Origin of the sequence: Paraburkholderia sp. PGU19 (genome assembly GCF_013426915.1) — a bacterium.
Taxonomy (GTDB): domain Bacteria; phylum Pseudomonadota; class Gammaproteobacteria; order Burkholderiales; family Burkholderiaceae; genus Paraburkholderia.
This window is the reverse complement of the sequence record NZ_AP023181.1, coordinates 2,231,881-2,246,721: the sequence shown is the minus strand read 5'-3', so window position 1 is coordinate 2,246,721 and position 14,841 is coordinate 2,231,881. Positions and strand designations below refer to the sequence as shown.

At 63.3% G+C, this 14,841-nt stretch carries 9 protein-coding genes and 2 pseudogenes; 5 read left to right on the top strand and 6 right to left on the bottom strand.

The window, feature by feature from the left end:
* Positions 1–12: 12 nt before the first annotated feature.
* The 3 genes from H1204_RS39840 to H1204_RS39830 form a co-directional block, all read right to left on the bottom strand.
* Positions 13–1,881, bottom strand: coding sequence for a winged helix-turn-helix domain-containing protein (locus tag H1204_RS39840; RefSeq protein ID WP_180734122.1), 1,869 nt, complete (start codon positions 1,879–1,881; stop codon positions 13–15).
* 362 nt (positions 1,882–2,243) lie between these two features.
* Positions 2,244–3,989, bottom strand: coding sequence for an FAD-dependent oxidoreductase (locus H1204_RS39835; protein ID WP_180734121.1), 1,746 nt, complete (start codon positions 3,987–3,989; stop codon positions 2,244–2,246).
* 42 nt (positions 3,990–4,031) lie between these two features.
* Positions 4,032–4,673 (bottom strand): HD domain-containing protein, encoded by a 642-nt coding sequence (locus H1204_RS39830; protein WP_180734120.1) that lies wholly within the window; start codon positions 4,671–4,673, stop codon positions 4,032–4,034.
* Positions 4,674–5,259: 586 nt separating this feature from the next.
* On the opposite strand from H1204_RS39830, the gene H1204_RS39825 reads away from it, so the two are divergent.
* From H1204_RS39825 to H1204_RS39805, 5 genes and pseudogenes are all read left to right on the top strand, one after another.
* Positions 5,260–6,234, top strand: a complete 975-nt coding sequence (locus H1204_RS39825) for a LysR substrate-binding domain-containing protein (RefSeq protein WP_180734119.1) — start codon at positions 5,260–5,262, stop codon at positions 6,232–6,234.
* A complete protein-coding gene (locus H1204_RS39820; protein ID WP_243468879.1) occupies positions 6,231–6,581 on the top strand; it encodes a hypothetical protein in 351 nt (116 codons plus the stop codon). Before H1204_RS39825 ends, H1204_RS39820 begins: the two co-directional genes overlap by 4 nt.
* Positions 6,582–6,859: 278 nt before the next feature.
* The gene (locus H1204_RS39815) at positions 6,860–9,217 is read left to right on the top strand and encodes an FdhF/YdeP family oxidoreductase (RefSeq protein ID WP_180734118.1); all 2,358 of its coding nucleotides are present in this window, start codon (positions 6,860–6,862) and stop codon (positions 9,215–9,217) included.
* Positions 9,210–10,618: pseudogene (locus H1204_RS39810) on the top strand (cytochrome ubiquinol oxidase subunit I). The gene H1204_RS39815 and the pseudogene H1204_RS39810 overlap by 8 nt, the downstream one beginning before the upstream one ends.
* A 30-nt stretch (positions 10,619–10,648) precedes the next feature.
* The gene (locus H1204_RS39805; protein ID WP_180734117.1) at positions 10,649–11,638 is read left to right on the top strand and encodes a cytochrome d ubiquinol oxidase subunit II; all 990 of its coding nucleotides are present in this window, start codon (positions 10,649–10,651) and stop codon (positions 11,636–11,638) included.
* A gap of 953 nt (positions 11,639–12,591) precedes the next feature.
* On the opposite strand, the pseudogene H1204_RS39800 reads toward H1204_RS39805, so the two are convergent.
* The 3 genes and pseudogenes from H1204_RS39800 to H1204_RS39790 form a co-directional block, all read right to left on the bottom strand.
* Positions 12,592–12,885, bottom strand: a pseudogene (locus H1204_RS39800) (LysR family transcriptional regulator); the annotation flags it as partial.
* A 152-nt stretch (positions 12,886–13,037) separates the two neighbouring features.
* Entirely contained in the window at positions 13,038–13,424 is a 387-nt protein-coding gene (locus H1204_RS39795) for a DUF3331 domain-containing protein (protein WP_180734116.1), read from the bottom strand.
* A gap of 73 nt (positions 13,425–13,497) precedes the next feature.
* Positions 13,498–14,457, bottom strand: a complete 960-nt coding sequence (locus H1204_RS39790) for an AraC family transcriptional regulator (RefSeq protein WP_180734115.1) — start codon at positions 14,455–14,457, stop codon at positions 13,498–13,500.
* Positions 14,458–14,841 lie beyond the last annotated feature (384 nt).

Here is a 14,841-nt window from a genome sequence, read left to right as displayed (position 1 = left end):
CTACGCGTATTTTCACAACGGCGTGGTGCTAATCAATCTGCTTTCCATATCCGCGTGCGGCCGGTCGCCCGATGCGATCGCCGACGCGAGCACTTCCTTCCAGATCGCGTGCGTTTCCGCGTTGGGGCCGTGAACCCGCACGAGCGCCGCACCGAGCGCCGCGAGAAGCCGCAGCCGCGCGCGCTGACGTGGCAACGCGTACGCCGATTCGTCCGCAGGCGGAATGGCAGCAAGCGCGCGCCGCGCCCACGTGCAGCACTCGTCGATCAGCGACAGCTCGTAGAACAGAAAGACGGCATTGACGGGCAACGTTTCGCGCAATGCTTCGTCGCCGTCTTCGGACAGCACCCAGGCCAGCGCCGCGCGAACCTCGTCGAGCAGCGCGGGAATCCCGCTGCGCCAGCGTTCGCCGCCGCATTGACCTGCTGCGCGCGCGTCGCCATCGATCAGCGTGGCCAGATAGCGCGCATGATTCAGCGCGACGACGCGGCGCTCGCCGTTGTCGTCGAGCTTCTGCCGCGCGTACATGCGCGTCGTTTCGAGCAGCCGGAACGATGCGGTGCCCGGCCCGGTGCTCGCGACCACCAGCGACTTTTCGACCAGCGCCGCCATCGCCGCGACCACGTCCAGCTCGCGCGTTTCATGATCGCTCGCGATTGCAATCGCGGCTTCGAGCGGAAAGCGGTCCGCGAAAATGCCGACGCGGCGCAAGGTCTTGCGTTCGGCTTCGTCGAGCAGCGCGTGGCTCCAGTCGAGCGTCGCCTTCAGCGTCTGGTGGCGCGGCAACGCGGTGCGCGTGCCGCCCGTCAACATGCCGAAGCGGTCGTCGAGATGCGCGGCCAGCGTGTCGATGCCGAGCAGCGCAGCGCGGGCCGCTGCAAGCTCGATCGCCAGCGGAATGCCGTCGAGCCGTCGGCACACCATGCCCGTTACGTGGAGGCTCGCGTCGTCGGCGGCGAAGCGCGCGTCGATCGCGCGGGCTCGCATCAGGAACAGACTCACGGCGCTGCAGCGGCGCACGCGCGGGGTATCGTCGTTCGGCTCGGGGACGTCGAGCGCGGGCACCCAATATAGCGATTCAGACGGAATGCGCAACGGCTCGCGGCTCGTCGACAGGATGCGCAAGCGCGGGCAGGCGTTCAGCAGATGGTTCGCAAGCTGAGCGGCCACGTCGATCACGTGCTCGCAGCCGTCGAGCACGATCAACATGCGCCGACCGCCGATCGTCTCGACGATGCGCTCGCGCGTCGAACACCCGCTTTCGGGTGGCACGCCGATCACGGATGCCATCATCGCGAGCACGCTGCTCATGTCGGACGCCGAACTCAAGGACACGAAATAGACGCCGCCCGACGCGTGCTCCAGCAGGCGGCGCGCGACCTCGATCGCGACGCGCGTCTTGCCGATACCGCCCGAGCCGACCAGCGTCACGTGACGCGCGCTGCGCAGCACGGTACTGACATGCGCAGTCGCTTCGTCGCGGCCGACCAGCACGGAGCCGCACGCAGGCAGATTGTTCGGCACGGCGCTTTGCGCGAGCATGGGATGCGTGTCGTGCAAAGGTGCGGCTTCGTCTTCGTGCTGCACGCAGGAAGACGGACCGACGAGCCGATAGCCACGCCCAGCAATCGTCTTGATCAGGTCGCGGCTGTCGCCGAGCAGCTTGCGCAGCGCCGACATATGCACCTGAAGGTTATTGTCGCCGACCACCGAGTCCGGCCACACTCGCTCCAGAATCGTTTCCTTTGACACCAGGCCGCCCTGCGCTTCGATCAGCAGTTCGAGTATGTCGAACGCACGATTCCCGATGCGCACGGACGTGCCGTCGACGCGCGCTTCACGGCGCGCAAGATCGATGTCGAGTGGTCCGACGCGGGTCATGAGCGGATCGCGCAGGCATGCGCGCGCAACGCTTCACGGCACGTGCCGCTGAGTCGCAATGGAACGGGACCGCGGATAGAGCAAGACACAATGCGTAGCATGCTGCATACCGGTTGATGTGCTTGGCAGTCTAGAACGGCGCGGCAGATGCATGGGCGGAAAAATCCGAACGATCTGTTCAAAAATTTTGAAGTCCTTGCAAAGGCATCCAGTGCGAGCGTTCGGCATGAAGCCTTTATCAAAGCGAAGGCGTGTTGGCGGTTACGTGTGCCGCCCCGATGAGATCGCGCATGCCGCAACGCACTCGCTGCGACATGCGTCGAAGCAGAGCGAGTCTGTCGAATCGCGGCCGCTAATTGTTGTTAGCTGTTCTGTGCAGCCGCGTGGCAGTGCGCGAGATAAGCATGAATCTGGCTGACGACGGCCGCGCCGTCGCCCACGGCGGACGCCACGCGCTTGGTCGATTCCGAGCGCACGTCGCCGACCGCGAACATGCCTGACAAGCTGGTTTCGAGTGGATAGTGAATGCCCGTACCGCCTGGCGTGTGTGAGCGCCGCGCGAAGCCCGTCACGACGAAACCGTGGCTATCCAGTTCGACGCCGCTCGACATGAGCCAGTCCGTCTTCGGATCGGCGCCGATGAACAGGAACAGGTGACGCGTTTCGATCGTCTCATCGCCCTCTTCTTCGCGGTGCACATGGACATGCGTCAAACCCGCCTCGTCGCCTTCGAGCGTTTGCAGCGTACAGCGCGTGCACACTGAGACATTCGGCAACGAGCCGATGCGATCGATCAGATACTTCGACATGCTCGCATTCAGGTCCGCGCCGCGAATCAGCACGCGAATGCTGCGCGCGAAGTTGGCGAGAAACACGGTGGCCTGCCCCGCGGAATTGCCGCCGCCGATCAGCACGATGTCCTGCCCTTTGACCAGTTTGGCCTCGATGGGCGACGCCCAGTAGTAAATGCCGTTCCCTTCGAATCGATCGAAACCCGCGACACGCGGCTTGCGATACGCCGCGCCGCTCGCGACGACAACCGTGCGTGCATTGACGCGCTGGCCGTCTAGCAGCGTCAGCCCGTGAATGCCATCTTCGCTGTCGACGCACGTGACCTTGCCGGGAATCGCCAGATGCGCGCCGAACTTCAACGCCTGCTGGAATGCGCGCGCGGCGAGCGCCTGGCCCGAGATGCCCGTCGGAAAGCCGAGGTAGTTCTCGATCCGCGAACTCGCGCCCGCCTGCCCGCCCGGCGCGCGCTGGTCGAACACGGCAACGGACAGACCTTCCGTGGCCGCATACACGGCGGCAGCCAGTCCTGCCGGGCCCGCGCCGACGATCGCGACGTCGTACACATGCGAGCGCTCGAAGGTCGGCACGAGACCGAGGCACGACGCAAGCTGCGCTTCATCGGGTGCGCGCAGCACGGAGCCGTTCGGGCAGAACACCAGCGGGAAATCGTCGGGGCCTGTCGTGATACCGGCGAGCAGCGTGACGGCCTCGGCGTCGTGACGGGCGTCGATCACCATCGCGGGATACGCGTTGCGGCGCAGGAAGCCCTGCAACCGGACGAGCCGCGCATCGTCGCCATTGCCGACGATGATCGGTCCGAGCCCCTGCTCGATCAGCCCCAGCCGGCGCAGAATCAGCGCGCGCATGATGTGCTCGCCGAGTTGCGCGTCGGCGACGATCAACGCGCGCAGCTTGTCGGGCGACACCACGAGCGTTTCGCAATCGGTCAGCGCAATGCCGTCGATCAACGCGGGCTTGCCCGACAACTGCGCCATCTCGGCCATGAAATGGCCGTCGTCGTGCTCGGTCACGAGCGTCGAGCGACCGAAGCTGTCGCGCGAACAGATTCGCACGCGCCCGTGCAACAGCACGAACAGTCCCAGTGCGATGCGCCCTGTTTCAAAGATCAGCTCGCCCGCCTTGAACGACATCGGCTGCGCGAAGCGGCGCAGGCTCGCGATCTGCGCAGCGGACAAGCGCGGAAACATCTGATGCTGGCGGAACTCCAGCGACGAATACGGCATCGCCAGATCCGGCGCGCCCGCATCGGGCTGGGTGAACAGAAGATCGGGAGGATTGATCGCCGGGGTATTCATGATTTGCTTTACCTTGACTGAATGCGTTGACGCGAGCGGCCGCTAGTGGGGCCACTCCGATCCCAGCACCAGCCCGCAGAAATTCAGGCGCCGGTAGTCGGGGTCCCATCTGTCGAGCACGTCCGCGTTGACCGTGCCGAACGTCGTTTCGGGCCGATGCTCCATGCCGCGCGCGTACGCTTCGATCAGCTTCGTCTTGAAGCCGCGTTCGCGCGGAAACGCCTGCACGATGTCATCGCGCTGCCGCGCCATGAACTCGTGATAGCGCGCGCCCCGCACGTCCATGTGCACGCCGGCGCTGAGGAGCGCGACGAGCGGCGACATGTGTTCGGGAATGCCCGGCGTGGTATGCAGCGCGATCGCGGTCCACACTTGCGCCGTCGCGGCTTCGTCGGCGCGATGACTGCGCAGAAACTCGCGCGCCGCGTTCGCGCTGTCGATTTCGAAGCGGTTCGGCGAATGGCTATACCCGTCGTTCAGCCCGACGTTGTGAAAAAGCGCGCTGACGTACAGCAGTTCCGTATCGAATGCGAGTGCGTCCTTGCAACCTATCAACGCAGCGAACAGAAACACGCGCAGCGCGTGATGCAACAACAATTCGGATTCGATACCGCGAACATGCTCGAAAGCCGCGCGAGCCAGCACGCCATCGGGAATGTCGACGCCGGCAACGTTCTTGTTCATGTTGACTCCTCCGCGCCGGATGACGCCCGGCCATGTGCTCCAATACACCTTGCAGCGTAGCAATGCGGAGTGAAGAATACTTTGTCGAAGCATTAAAAAACCTGAATACACGCGATGAAATTTGCGTGCTTCAACGCCGGATTTCCCTGTTTTTTATTGCCTGCAATGCTCATGGCATCGCTCGGCGCGTGCCGCGAAACACATCGCTTTTCCACTAAACACATGGCTGCTGGCCGTGCAGGCGGATGCGTCGCGCGCGGTTTCGGCCTTTAAATTTCCTGAAAGCGCCGCTTTGCGAGGCGGACAATGCCCACCCGTCGCGTCGCGCGCTTTTGGTTGCGTCCAGCGCAATGTGCGATCGTGACGTGGACGGATTCATCAAGCCGCGCGCAACGGATCAGGTATCCGCATCGAGTCCGGTCCGCCGCCCTATACCAACGTATGAGGCCCTGACTACTTGGATTAAGCAGACGTCCCAACGTACGATGGTTCATTCCATCGCCTCGGTCTATCTTTGTCTCAAGCGGCAAAAAGTCGTACTCCGCACAAGACAAAACGGATCAGACAGCACGAGGTGAACGGTTCCATGGACAAGATCTTGAGCATGCGCATTTTCTCGCGCGTCGTCGAGTCGGGCAGCTTCAGCGCGGTAGCAGACCACATGAACTGCAGCACAGGCAGTGTGTCGCGCGCCGTGTCGTCGCTCGAAGACCATCTGCACGCGCGACTCCTGCAACGTACGACGCGCAAGGTTTCGCTGACGGAACCGGGCGAGCGCTACTACCAGAAGTGCAAGAAGATCCTCGCCGATCTGGAAGACGCCGAAGCCGAAGCGGGCGATGCGCATACCAGCGCGCGCGGCACGCTGCGGATTCACTGCGTGACGGATCTGGGCCTCGCGCAATTGACGCATTCTATTCTCGAGTATCGCAAGCGCTTTCCGACCGTCGCGGTGCAGTTGAAGTTTCTGCCGCGCATGGCGAATCTGCTCGAAGACGACGTGGATGTGTCGATCGTCGCCGCGCCGACGCTGCCCGATTCGCGCAACGTCTGCAAGCTGATCGGTCACTGCGAGCGCGTGCTGGTCGCGTCCCCTGCCTTTCTTCAGACGCATCGAATCGAAACTGCGAGCGACCTCGACGAGCACGCGCTGACGCCCATGCCGTTTCGTGTCGAGCCGAACGGCCATCCCGTGAAGCTCAGCCTCGTGAAGCCGACGGGACAGTCGACGGGTCAGGAAGGCGCCGGCCAGTTCGCGATCAACGACACCGAGGCGATCCGCATTGCGACGCTGGCGGGCGCGGGCGTCGCGGCATTGCCCGTGCATTGCGTGATCGACGACATTCGCAATGGGAGGCTGCTTCAGTTATTCCCCGAATCGCGCCTTCAAAATACGAGCGTTTTCGCCGTTTATTCAAGCAGGCATCATATCGACGCGAAGATCAAGACCTTCATCGATTTCATGACGTCGCATCTGAGAGAGGTGCTCGACACCCGCCTTTTAAACGAGCACCAACATCAAACGTTCTGCCGTGTAGCGCGCGTAATGGAGAATGCATGATGCGCACCATCACCTTTCCTTTTTTCCGGCCCAGCTATGCCATTGCCGCGTGTAGCGTCGCGTTGGCTGCGACCTGTGCGTATCAGGCGCCGGGCGTGATGCAGGCGATTCTCGTGGTCGGCGCGAATGCGCAATTGCCGCTCGAACGCCTGGCCGCCGAAGCCGGCAAGCCAACGCCCGTGTCTGCTACGGATGTTTCGTCACCGGGGAAACAACGTGTGCCCGCGCAAGCGCGACCCGCGATACAAAAGCTCGACAGTGTCGGCGAGCCTGCGCGCGACCGGCACGCGCATCGTGGCATGTCTGGATACCAGCGCCGCGTGACCGATTCCAAGTACTGGACGTGACCTCACAGGTTACTTTCGCGCTTATAGAAGAGCGGGCGATTTGTGTCAGACAAATCGCCCGCTTTTTTTTTAATCGTGATGAAAAGCGATTTGCGTTTCTCCATTGGCCGACCGCTAAAACAAGGCATCAAATGAATCGTTCGCGGGCTCAATCACCTCGCAACCGGTCAGGCAATTCCGTGTGGAAACAAAACCAGCGGGCAAACAGGCAAAACGCTTTGTTTCTGTGACCCGATCATTCGCTCAATGACACTGGTTCGACTGCACAGGAAACGGAAATGGGCAAAAAGAAGGTGATCCGCATTTACAGCGACCCCGCAGGCGGTTGGGGCGCGCTCAAGGCAACGGGTGAAGCGCTGACGCTTCAGGGCATCCCCGTCTCCGGCGCAAAGACGCTGCTGCACATGAATCAGCCGCAAGGCTTCGACTGTCCGGGTTGCGCATGGCCCGACCCGAAGCACACGTCGTCGTTCGAGTTCTGCGAGAACGGCGCAAAGGCTGTCGCGTGGGAAGCGACCGTGAACCGCTGCACGCCGGAGTTCTTCGCCGCGCACAGCGTTTCCGAGCTCACCGCATGGGACGACTACGACCTCGAAATGGTCGGCCGCCTCACGCATCCGATGCTCTATGACGCCAACACGGACCGCTATGCGCCCATCAGCTGGGACGATGCCTTCGCGCTCGTGGGCCGCCATCTGAACGCGCTCGACCATCCCGATCAGGCCGATTTCTACACGTCGGGCCGCGCGTCGAACGAAGCGGCGTTTCTCTACCAGTTGTTCGTCCGCGAATTCGGCAGCAACAACTTCCCCGACTGCTCGAACATGTGCCACGAAGCGACGAGCGTCGGCTTGCCGCAATCGATCGGCGTCGGCAAAGGCACGGTGCTGCTCGAAGACTTCGAACACGCCGATGCGATCTTCATCTTCGGGCAGAACCCCGGCACCAACAGCCCGCGGATGATGAGCGACCTGCATTCCGCGTCGCGCCGTGGCGCGAAGATCGTGTCGTTCAATCCGTTCCGCGAACGCGCGCTGGAGCGCTTCGCGTCGCCGCAAAACCCCGTCGAAATGGCGACGCTCGGCTACACGCCGATCAGCACGTTCCTGTATCAGGTCAAGGTAGGCGGCGACGTCGCCGTGCTCAAGGGGATGATGAAGGCCATCGTCGAAGCCGACGACGCCGCGCTCGCCGCCGATAAACCACGCATCCTCGACATCGAATTCATCGAAGGCCATACACACGGCATCGATGCGCTGCTCGACGATCTGCGCGCGACATCGTGGGAGGCGATCGAACGGCATTCGGGTCTGTCGCACGCCGATATCGAGAACGCGGCGAACATCTACATGAAGGCCGAGAATGCGATTCTCGTGTACGGGATGGGCATTACGCAGCACCATCGCGGCACGGAGAACGTCCAGCAGATCGCCAATCTCGCGCTGCTGCGCGGCAACGTCGGCCGCGAGGGTGCAGGCATCTGCCCCGTGCGCGGACATTCGAACGTGCAAGGTAACCGCACGGTCGGCATCACGGAGAAGCCGAACAAGGGCTTGATTGAAGGTATCGAGCGCGCCTTCGGTTTTCGCCCGCCGAGCAACCACGGCAACGACGTGATCGCGACGCTCGAAGCGATGATGCGCGGCGACGCGAAAGTGTTCATCGGGCTGGGCGGCAATTTCGCTGCCGCGATTCCCGACTGGGTACGCATGCAGGATGCGATCCGCAAGCTCGGCCTGACGGTGCATATCGCGACGAAGCTCAATCGCAGCCATCTCGTGCACGGCAAGGAAGCGTTGATTCTGCCGTGCCTCGGCCGCACGGAAATCGACATTCAGGCGGGCGGCCCGCAGTCGATCACCGTGGAAGATTCGATGTCGATGGTGCACGCGTCCGCTGGCCGCAACGAGCCCGCGTCGCCGTATCTGATGAGCGAGCCGGCCATCGTCGCAGGGATTGCGCGAGCGACGCTCGGCGAGAAGTCGCGTGTGCCCTGGGAGCAGATGGTCGCGAACTACGACCATATTCGCGATGCGATCGAAATCGTGTTTCCGATTTTCCAGGCGTACAACGAGCGCATCCGCGTGCCGGGCGGCTTCCATCTCACGTCGAACGCGCGCGAGCGCGTGTGGGATACGCCGACGGGCCGCGCGAATTTCCTCGTCTTCAAAGGGCTCGACGAGAACCCGTGGCACGACAATCCCGACGCGCTGTGGCTCACCACCATGCGCAGCCACGATCAGTACAACACCACACTCTATTCGCACTCGGACCGCTATCGCGGTGTGTTCGGCCAGCGCGACGTCGTGTTCATGAATCAGCATGAGTTGCAAAAGCGCGGGCTGCATCCGGGCGAGCGCGTCGATATCGTCGCGCTCTCGACGGATGGCATCGAACGCGTTGTCCGCAGCTTCAAGGTGGTCGAGTATTCGCTGCCCGATGGATGCTGCGGCGCGTACTACCCCGAGGTGAATCCGCTCGTGCCGCTCTACGCGTTCGATCCGCAAAGCCGCACGCCGTCGTACAAGTCGGTGCCCGTGAAGATCGTTCGCGCCGCCGCTATCGGTCCCGAGTCCGCGACGCGCGCCATCGTCGTGCAAGCCGCGCCGCAAGCCGAGGAGGCCAGCCATGCTTGATCATGTTGCCAACCTGTCGCGCGCGCAGTTCGCGATGACGGCCGTCTTCCATATTTTGTGGCCGATCCTGACCATCAGCCTGTCCGCCTTCCTCGTGCTCGTCGAAGCGCTATGGATCAAAACGGGCGACGTGATGTACTACCGTCAGGCGCGCTTCTGGAGCAAGCTGCTGGTGCTGAACTTCGCGGTCGGCGTGGTCAGCGGCATTCCGATGGAGTTTCAGTTCGGCACCAACTGGGCGGGCTTTTCGCAGTACAGTGGCCAGTTCATTGGCAACATTCTCGGCTTCGAAGGCGCGATGGCGTTCATGCTCGAAGCGGGTTTCGTCGGCGTGATGCTGCTCGGCTGGGGACGCGTGCCGCGCGGCGTGCACCTGTTCGCGACGGGCATGGTCGCGCTCGGCTCCAGCATCTCCGCGTTCTGGATCATGGTCGCCAACTCGTGGATGCAGACGCCCGCGGGTTACGCCGTGGTCGACGGCAAGATCGAGGTGACCAACTATCTGGCCGCGATCTTTAATCCCGACATGGTGTGGGGCGTCTCGCACATGTGGGTCGCGGCCATCGAAACGGGCATGTTCGTGATTGCGGGCATCTCCGCGTACAACCTGTTCCGCAAGCGTCATCCCGAGTTCTTCGCGCGCTCGTTCAAGATCGCGCTCGCCGTGCTGGTGATCGCTGCGCCGCTGCAAATCTGGCTCGGCGATTCGAGCGGCGTGAGCGTGTTCGAAACGCAACCCGCGAAGGGCGCGGCGATCGAAGGCCATTGGCACACCAATGCACCCGGCACGGGCGCGTCGTGGTCGCTGCTCGCGTGGCCCGACAAAGCGGCGCAGCGCAACGACTGGTCGCTGGAAGTCCCGGCATGCTGAGCGTGCTCGGCACGCACACGCTGCACGGCCAGGTGAAAGGCTTGACCGACTTCAAGCCCGAAGACCAGCCGCCGATGATCCCCCTGCTCTACTACGCGTTCCGCGTGATGGCGGGCATCGGCTTCTGCTTCATGCTGCTGGCGTTCTGGACCGTTTACGCGCTGCGCAAGGCGCGCGGCAGCCTCGATGCGCTGCTTGCACGCCGCAAGCTGCTGCTCGCGTGGGTGTTGTGCATTCCGCTGCCGTATGTCGCCGTCGAAGCGGGCTGGATCGTGCGTGAAGTGGGCCGTCAGCCGTGGGTCGTGTATGGGCTGCTTCGCACGAGCCAGGCGGCATCCACAGTCGCGCCCTCTTCAGTCTCGCTGAGCATGGCGATGTTCTTCGCGTTCTATGTCGTGCTGCTCGTCACGTTCTTCGTCCTCGCGCGCCGCTGGCTGCGAAACGGTCCTGATCTGACCAGCGTGCCGCCCGCCATTGTCACGGCGAACGCCGCGCGCGCCGCGACGACGAAATCCATTTCCGGCTATTGATGCCGCGTATTCCGCTCAAGAGGTTGCCTCATGGATAGCTCTACACATTCGTTGCTGGCCTACGTGTGGTTCGGCCTGCTCGGCCTGATGCTGGTCTTCTACGTCGTGACGGACGGCTTCGATCTCGGCGTCGGCATTCTCAGCCTGCTGCGCACGCGGCGCGAAGATCGCGACGTGATGGTCGAGTCGATCGGCCACGTCTGGGACGCGAACGAAACCTGGCTCGTCGTGCTCGGCGGCGGACTGTTCGGCGCGTTTCCGGTTGCGTACGCGCAGCTGATGCAGGATCTCTATCTGCCCATCATGGCGCTGATCGCCGGGCTCATCATGCGTGGCGCGGCGATCGAGTTCCGTCACAGCGTCGAGCATGGTCCGCTGTGGGACAAGGTGTTCGGCATCGGCAGCCTCGTTGCCGCGCTCGCGCAAGGCGTCGTGCTCGGCAAGATCATCACGGGCCTCGTGCCGGGCGAGATGAGCCAGGGGTTCATCGTCGTGGCGGCGATCGGCGTGGTGGCGGGCTATGCGCTGTTGGGCGCGACGTATCTGGTGAAAAAGACGGTGGGCGTGATCGAGCAATGGTCGCGGCGTCTCGCGCTGCTGAGCGCGGTGCTGACGGTTGCGGCCGCGCTGCTGCTGACCATCGCGACATGGTTCTTCAGCGATGTCGGCCTCGACCGCTGGTCACAGCCGGGTGTCATGCATGTGCTGATCGCGCTCGGCCTCGCGGCGGCACTTGCCTTCGCGTTCATCATGGCGTCGCTGTACATGGGCGCGTCGCGCGGGCCGTTTCGCGGCGCGGTGACGCTGTTCATCGTGTCGTTCGTGGGCCTTGCCGTCAGCCTGTTTCCGGACTTCGTGCCCGGCAAGCTGGGCATCGTGCAGGCGGCTTCCGATTCGCACACGCTCGCGTTCATGCTGGCCGGTATCGGGCTGATTTTCCCTGTGATGATCGGGTACAACCTGTACCAGTACTATATCTTTCGCGGCAAGGTCGTCGGAGAAGCACACGCGGGCGAGTGACGCGCTTTTTATTAGCAATCAGGCGGTCGTGGTTCAGGCCTCTTCGGCGTCACATCCCTGGAACCGTCATGTCGCGTACTAATACGCTTTCAGCGAGTTAAGCCTGGTGTGGGGATATAGGTACTTGATCGCGGTAAGGGTAATCGGGGGCGTTGCTGGTCGGCGTGTGCTTTTGACTTTGCGCTGGCATCCGCGATGCGTTAGCGTGCTTCAAGCGTCGCCCCTGTGCGGGGCGGCACCTACTTTTCTTTGCCGCCGCAAAGAAAAGTAGGCAAAAGAAAGCGGCTCACACCGCCAGTTCTCGTGTTTGCCTGAGGGCCCCCAACGGGTCTTACGCTTCACACGGCAATCACGTGACCCATGCTCGTTGCCAGCGCTCTTGCAGTGCGCCTCACCCGCTTCACACCCCCGCACTACAGCACGCCGTGCCAGATATTCCACGGCCGCCCAGGTGGCAAACTGTGTGTAGGCCGTAGTACTGCACTCGCCTCACTCCGAGCCGGTAACGCACGCGTCCCACCCTGTAAGAGCGCCACGTTATACGCCGCGACAACCTACACACAGTTTGCCACCTGGGCGGCGCAAACCATTCGCTGCCGCTAGCCCGTGCACGGGTATTCGAAGCGGGTGATGCGTTTATTCAAAGCGTTAGCAACGAACGTGGACAGGGGCGTTGCCGTATGAGGCGTAGGACCGGTTGGGGGCCCTCAGGCAGGAAGAAGAATTTGCGGTGTGAGCCGCTTTCTTTTGCCTACTTTTCTTTGCGGCGGCAAAGAAAAGTAGGTGCCGCCCCGCACAGGGGCGACGCGTGAAGCACGCTAACAAATCGCGGATGCCAGCACGGGCGCCAACGTCGAACGCAAGTGTTCGAGCAAGGTATGGACTTTCGCTACTGCGCGACATAGGCGGAATCCGGAAGCTGCCTCGCCGAAATCAGCGAGACCCGGCGCGCAATGCAGCCGCACCTTGCCCGCTGGCGACACGCTCGCGTTGCGCGCCTCGTCCGTTGCCGCATCGAGGTCAGAAAGCATCGCCTTCGCGCGTTCATAGAAGCGGGTGCCCGCTTCCGTCAGCGACAGATGGCGTGTCGTGCGATGCAGCAGCGCCGTCTGCAACCGCTCTTCGAGCGCCGTGACCGCACGCGAAATCTGCGCAGCCGTTGCGTCGTTCTCTTTCGCAACGGCAGTGAACGAACCCGACTCGACCACCCGGGCGAACACGCGCATGCTGCCGACGATATCTGCCATTCGCTGATCCAGGCAAAGTGGAGATCCCATCCCGCACGACACGCCCGTTCGCGGCCACATCGCGCCCCAAGGCGGGGACTATGCCGTACGCGCCGCATCATTCGCATTGCAGGGGACATCGCGCGCCGCCGGCAACACACGACACGCGTCGTTCAGAGCGTGTCCGCGTCGCGCAGGACGGACGCCAGAATCATCGCATCGCCATTGACGGGCGTGGGCCGCGGATTCGGTTTGTACACGGCATCGCCGGGGCGGATGACCTGGCCGCTCATCGCGCAGAAGCCCGGCATGCGCGCGCGCGCCATGCGCCAGACCTGATCGCCGAAACAGCCGCGTGTCGAATCGCGCCACGCGATGGTGGCCGTCGAAGGCGTCGGGCGATCGATCAGCGTCACCTGCGCGCCCACGGGTTCATCCGTGTTGCGGGTCTTGTGACGCGGCTGCGCTGCGGCTTCCGCGACGGCCATCAGGCGCGAAGTCGTCCCTAGCAGACCGATGGTCTGGGTCCATGGGTCCATCACGTTTGCGTTTGCCAGCATGTCGAAACTCCTGTGGAAAGCGATCGGTTCGGGCGAGGCTTGTGGACTGTCTGAAGTACGGGACGGCGGCGCGTTAGCGCGCGTCGTTCGTCTTCTCTTTCCAGCGATGCGGTGTTTCGCCGACGAACTTCTTGAACACGGTCGTGAAGTGGGCCTGGGAGCGGAATCCGCAGCTCAGCGCGACATCCATCACGTTGTGCTTCGATGTCACGAGCAGATGTTGCGCATGCTCGACGCGTCGGCGCAGCAGATATTCATGCGGGCGCACGCCCGTTGCGCGGCGGAATTGCGCGGCGAAATGCATGCGCGTGAGGCCGGCGCTCGCGGCAATGTCGGCAAGCCCGATGGGTTCGGCGAGATGGGCTTCGACGAATTCGATCACGCGGTTCATGCGCCACTGCGGCAGCGGCGCGGCCTCGCGCGAACGGCGGGTCGCACCGGCGAAATGACGCCCGACGATATGCGACACGATCGCGAGGCTGACGCTGTCCGTGAACATCTTGCCGAGCGCGGCATCGTTGCTCTGCGAAACGGCCAGCGCCTGGCCCAGACGCTCGAGCACGGGGTCGCGGATGAGTTCGGGATCGTCGAGCACGATGTCGGCGTCGCGCGAGTGCTGGAACAGGTCCTGATAGCACTCGGCGAGGACCTGCTGCGACACGAAGAGATGGAGCACGTCGGCCGATGACGAGAACACGGCTCGGGTCGGCACGCCGGGCGCGGTGACCTGAACGGCGCCTGCCGTCAGACGGCCGTGTACGAGCCTGCGGCCGGCGTGATCGAAGGTGAGTGCCGCGCACTTCAGGTTCAGGCCGATGCAGTGATCGGCGACGCTGCCTTCGTTCGATACTTCGAGCGGCGCGTCGCCGCCGTGGGTCCAGCGCATGACGACGACGTTGTCGCGCTGCGTCGCGGCGTCGTGCGCGGATTCGTTCATGCGGCGCCATTGCTGTTCGGCGACGATGGGGGATGCCTGGCGGCGCGACACGACATCGGCAAGCGGAGCGGGCAGGTCGATCAGTGTGGTGGTCATGGCAGGTTCTTCCGGTTTCAGTGATTTGATTGCGGCTCAAATAACGCTGCCGCGATGGAATCAAAGTTAAACGGATGGGCCTGGCGCGACTAGCCGTACATAGGGTTGCCCTTGCAGTCGAATGGTTGCGTCAACCTATATGAAGGTTTAATACCGGGGGGGCCGCGCGGGGCGCGGGGTTTTTTGTTTTGGCGGCGCAGCCGGATTTTGGGGTTTGGGGTTTTCTTCGCTTGCAGCGGCGTTGTGGTGGTCTGCCTGTGGGTGCGCTAGCGTCCGCGTTATGGTGGTCTGCCAGTGGTTCCGCTGGCATCCGCGTTTTGTTAGCGTGCTTCAGGCGTTGCCCCTGTGCGGGGCGGCACCTACTTTTCTTTGCCGCCGCAAAGA

Coding starts and splice junctions, on each gene's coding strand:
- H1204_RS39840 (WP_180734122.1), bottom strand. CDS start 1,881: ATGACCCGCGTCGGACCACTCGACATCGATCTTGCGCGCCGTGAAGCG.
- H1204_RS39835 (WP_180734121.1), bottom strand. CDS start 3,989: ATGAATACCCCGGCGATCAATCCTCCCGATCTTCTGTTCACCCAGCCC.
- H1204_RS39830 (WP_180734120.1), bottom strand. CDS start 4,673: ATGAACAAGAACGTTGCCGGCGTCGACATTCCCGATGGCGTGCTGGCT.
- H1204_RS39825 (WP_180734119.1), top strand. CDS start 5,260: ATGGACAAGATCTTGAGCATGCGCATTTTCTCGCGCGTCGTCGAGTCG.
- H1204_RS39820 (WP_243468879.1), top strand. CDS start 6,231: ATGATGCGCACCATCACCTTTCCTTTTTTCCGGCCCAGCTATGCCATT.
- H1204_RS39815 (WP_180734118.1), top strand. CDS start 6,860: ATGGGCAAAAAGAAGGTGATCCGCATTTACAGCGACCCCGCAGGCGGT.
- H1204_RS39805 (WP_180734117.1), top strand. CDS start 10,649: ATGGATAGCTCTACACATTCGTTGCTGGCCTACGTGTGGTTCGGCCTG.
- H1204_RS39795 (WP_180734116.1), bottom strand. CDS start 13,424: ATGCTGGCAAACGCAAACGTGATGGACCCATGGACCCAGACCATCGGT.
- H1204_RS39790 (WP_180734115.1), bottom strand. CDS start 14,457: ATGACCACCACACTGATCGACCTGCCCGCTCCGCTTGCCGATGTCGTG.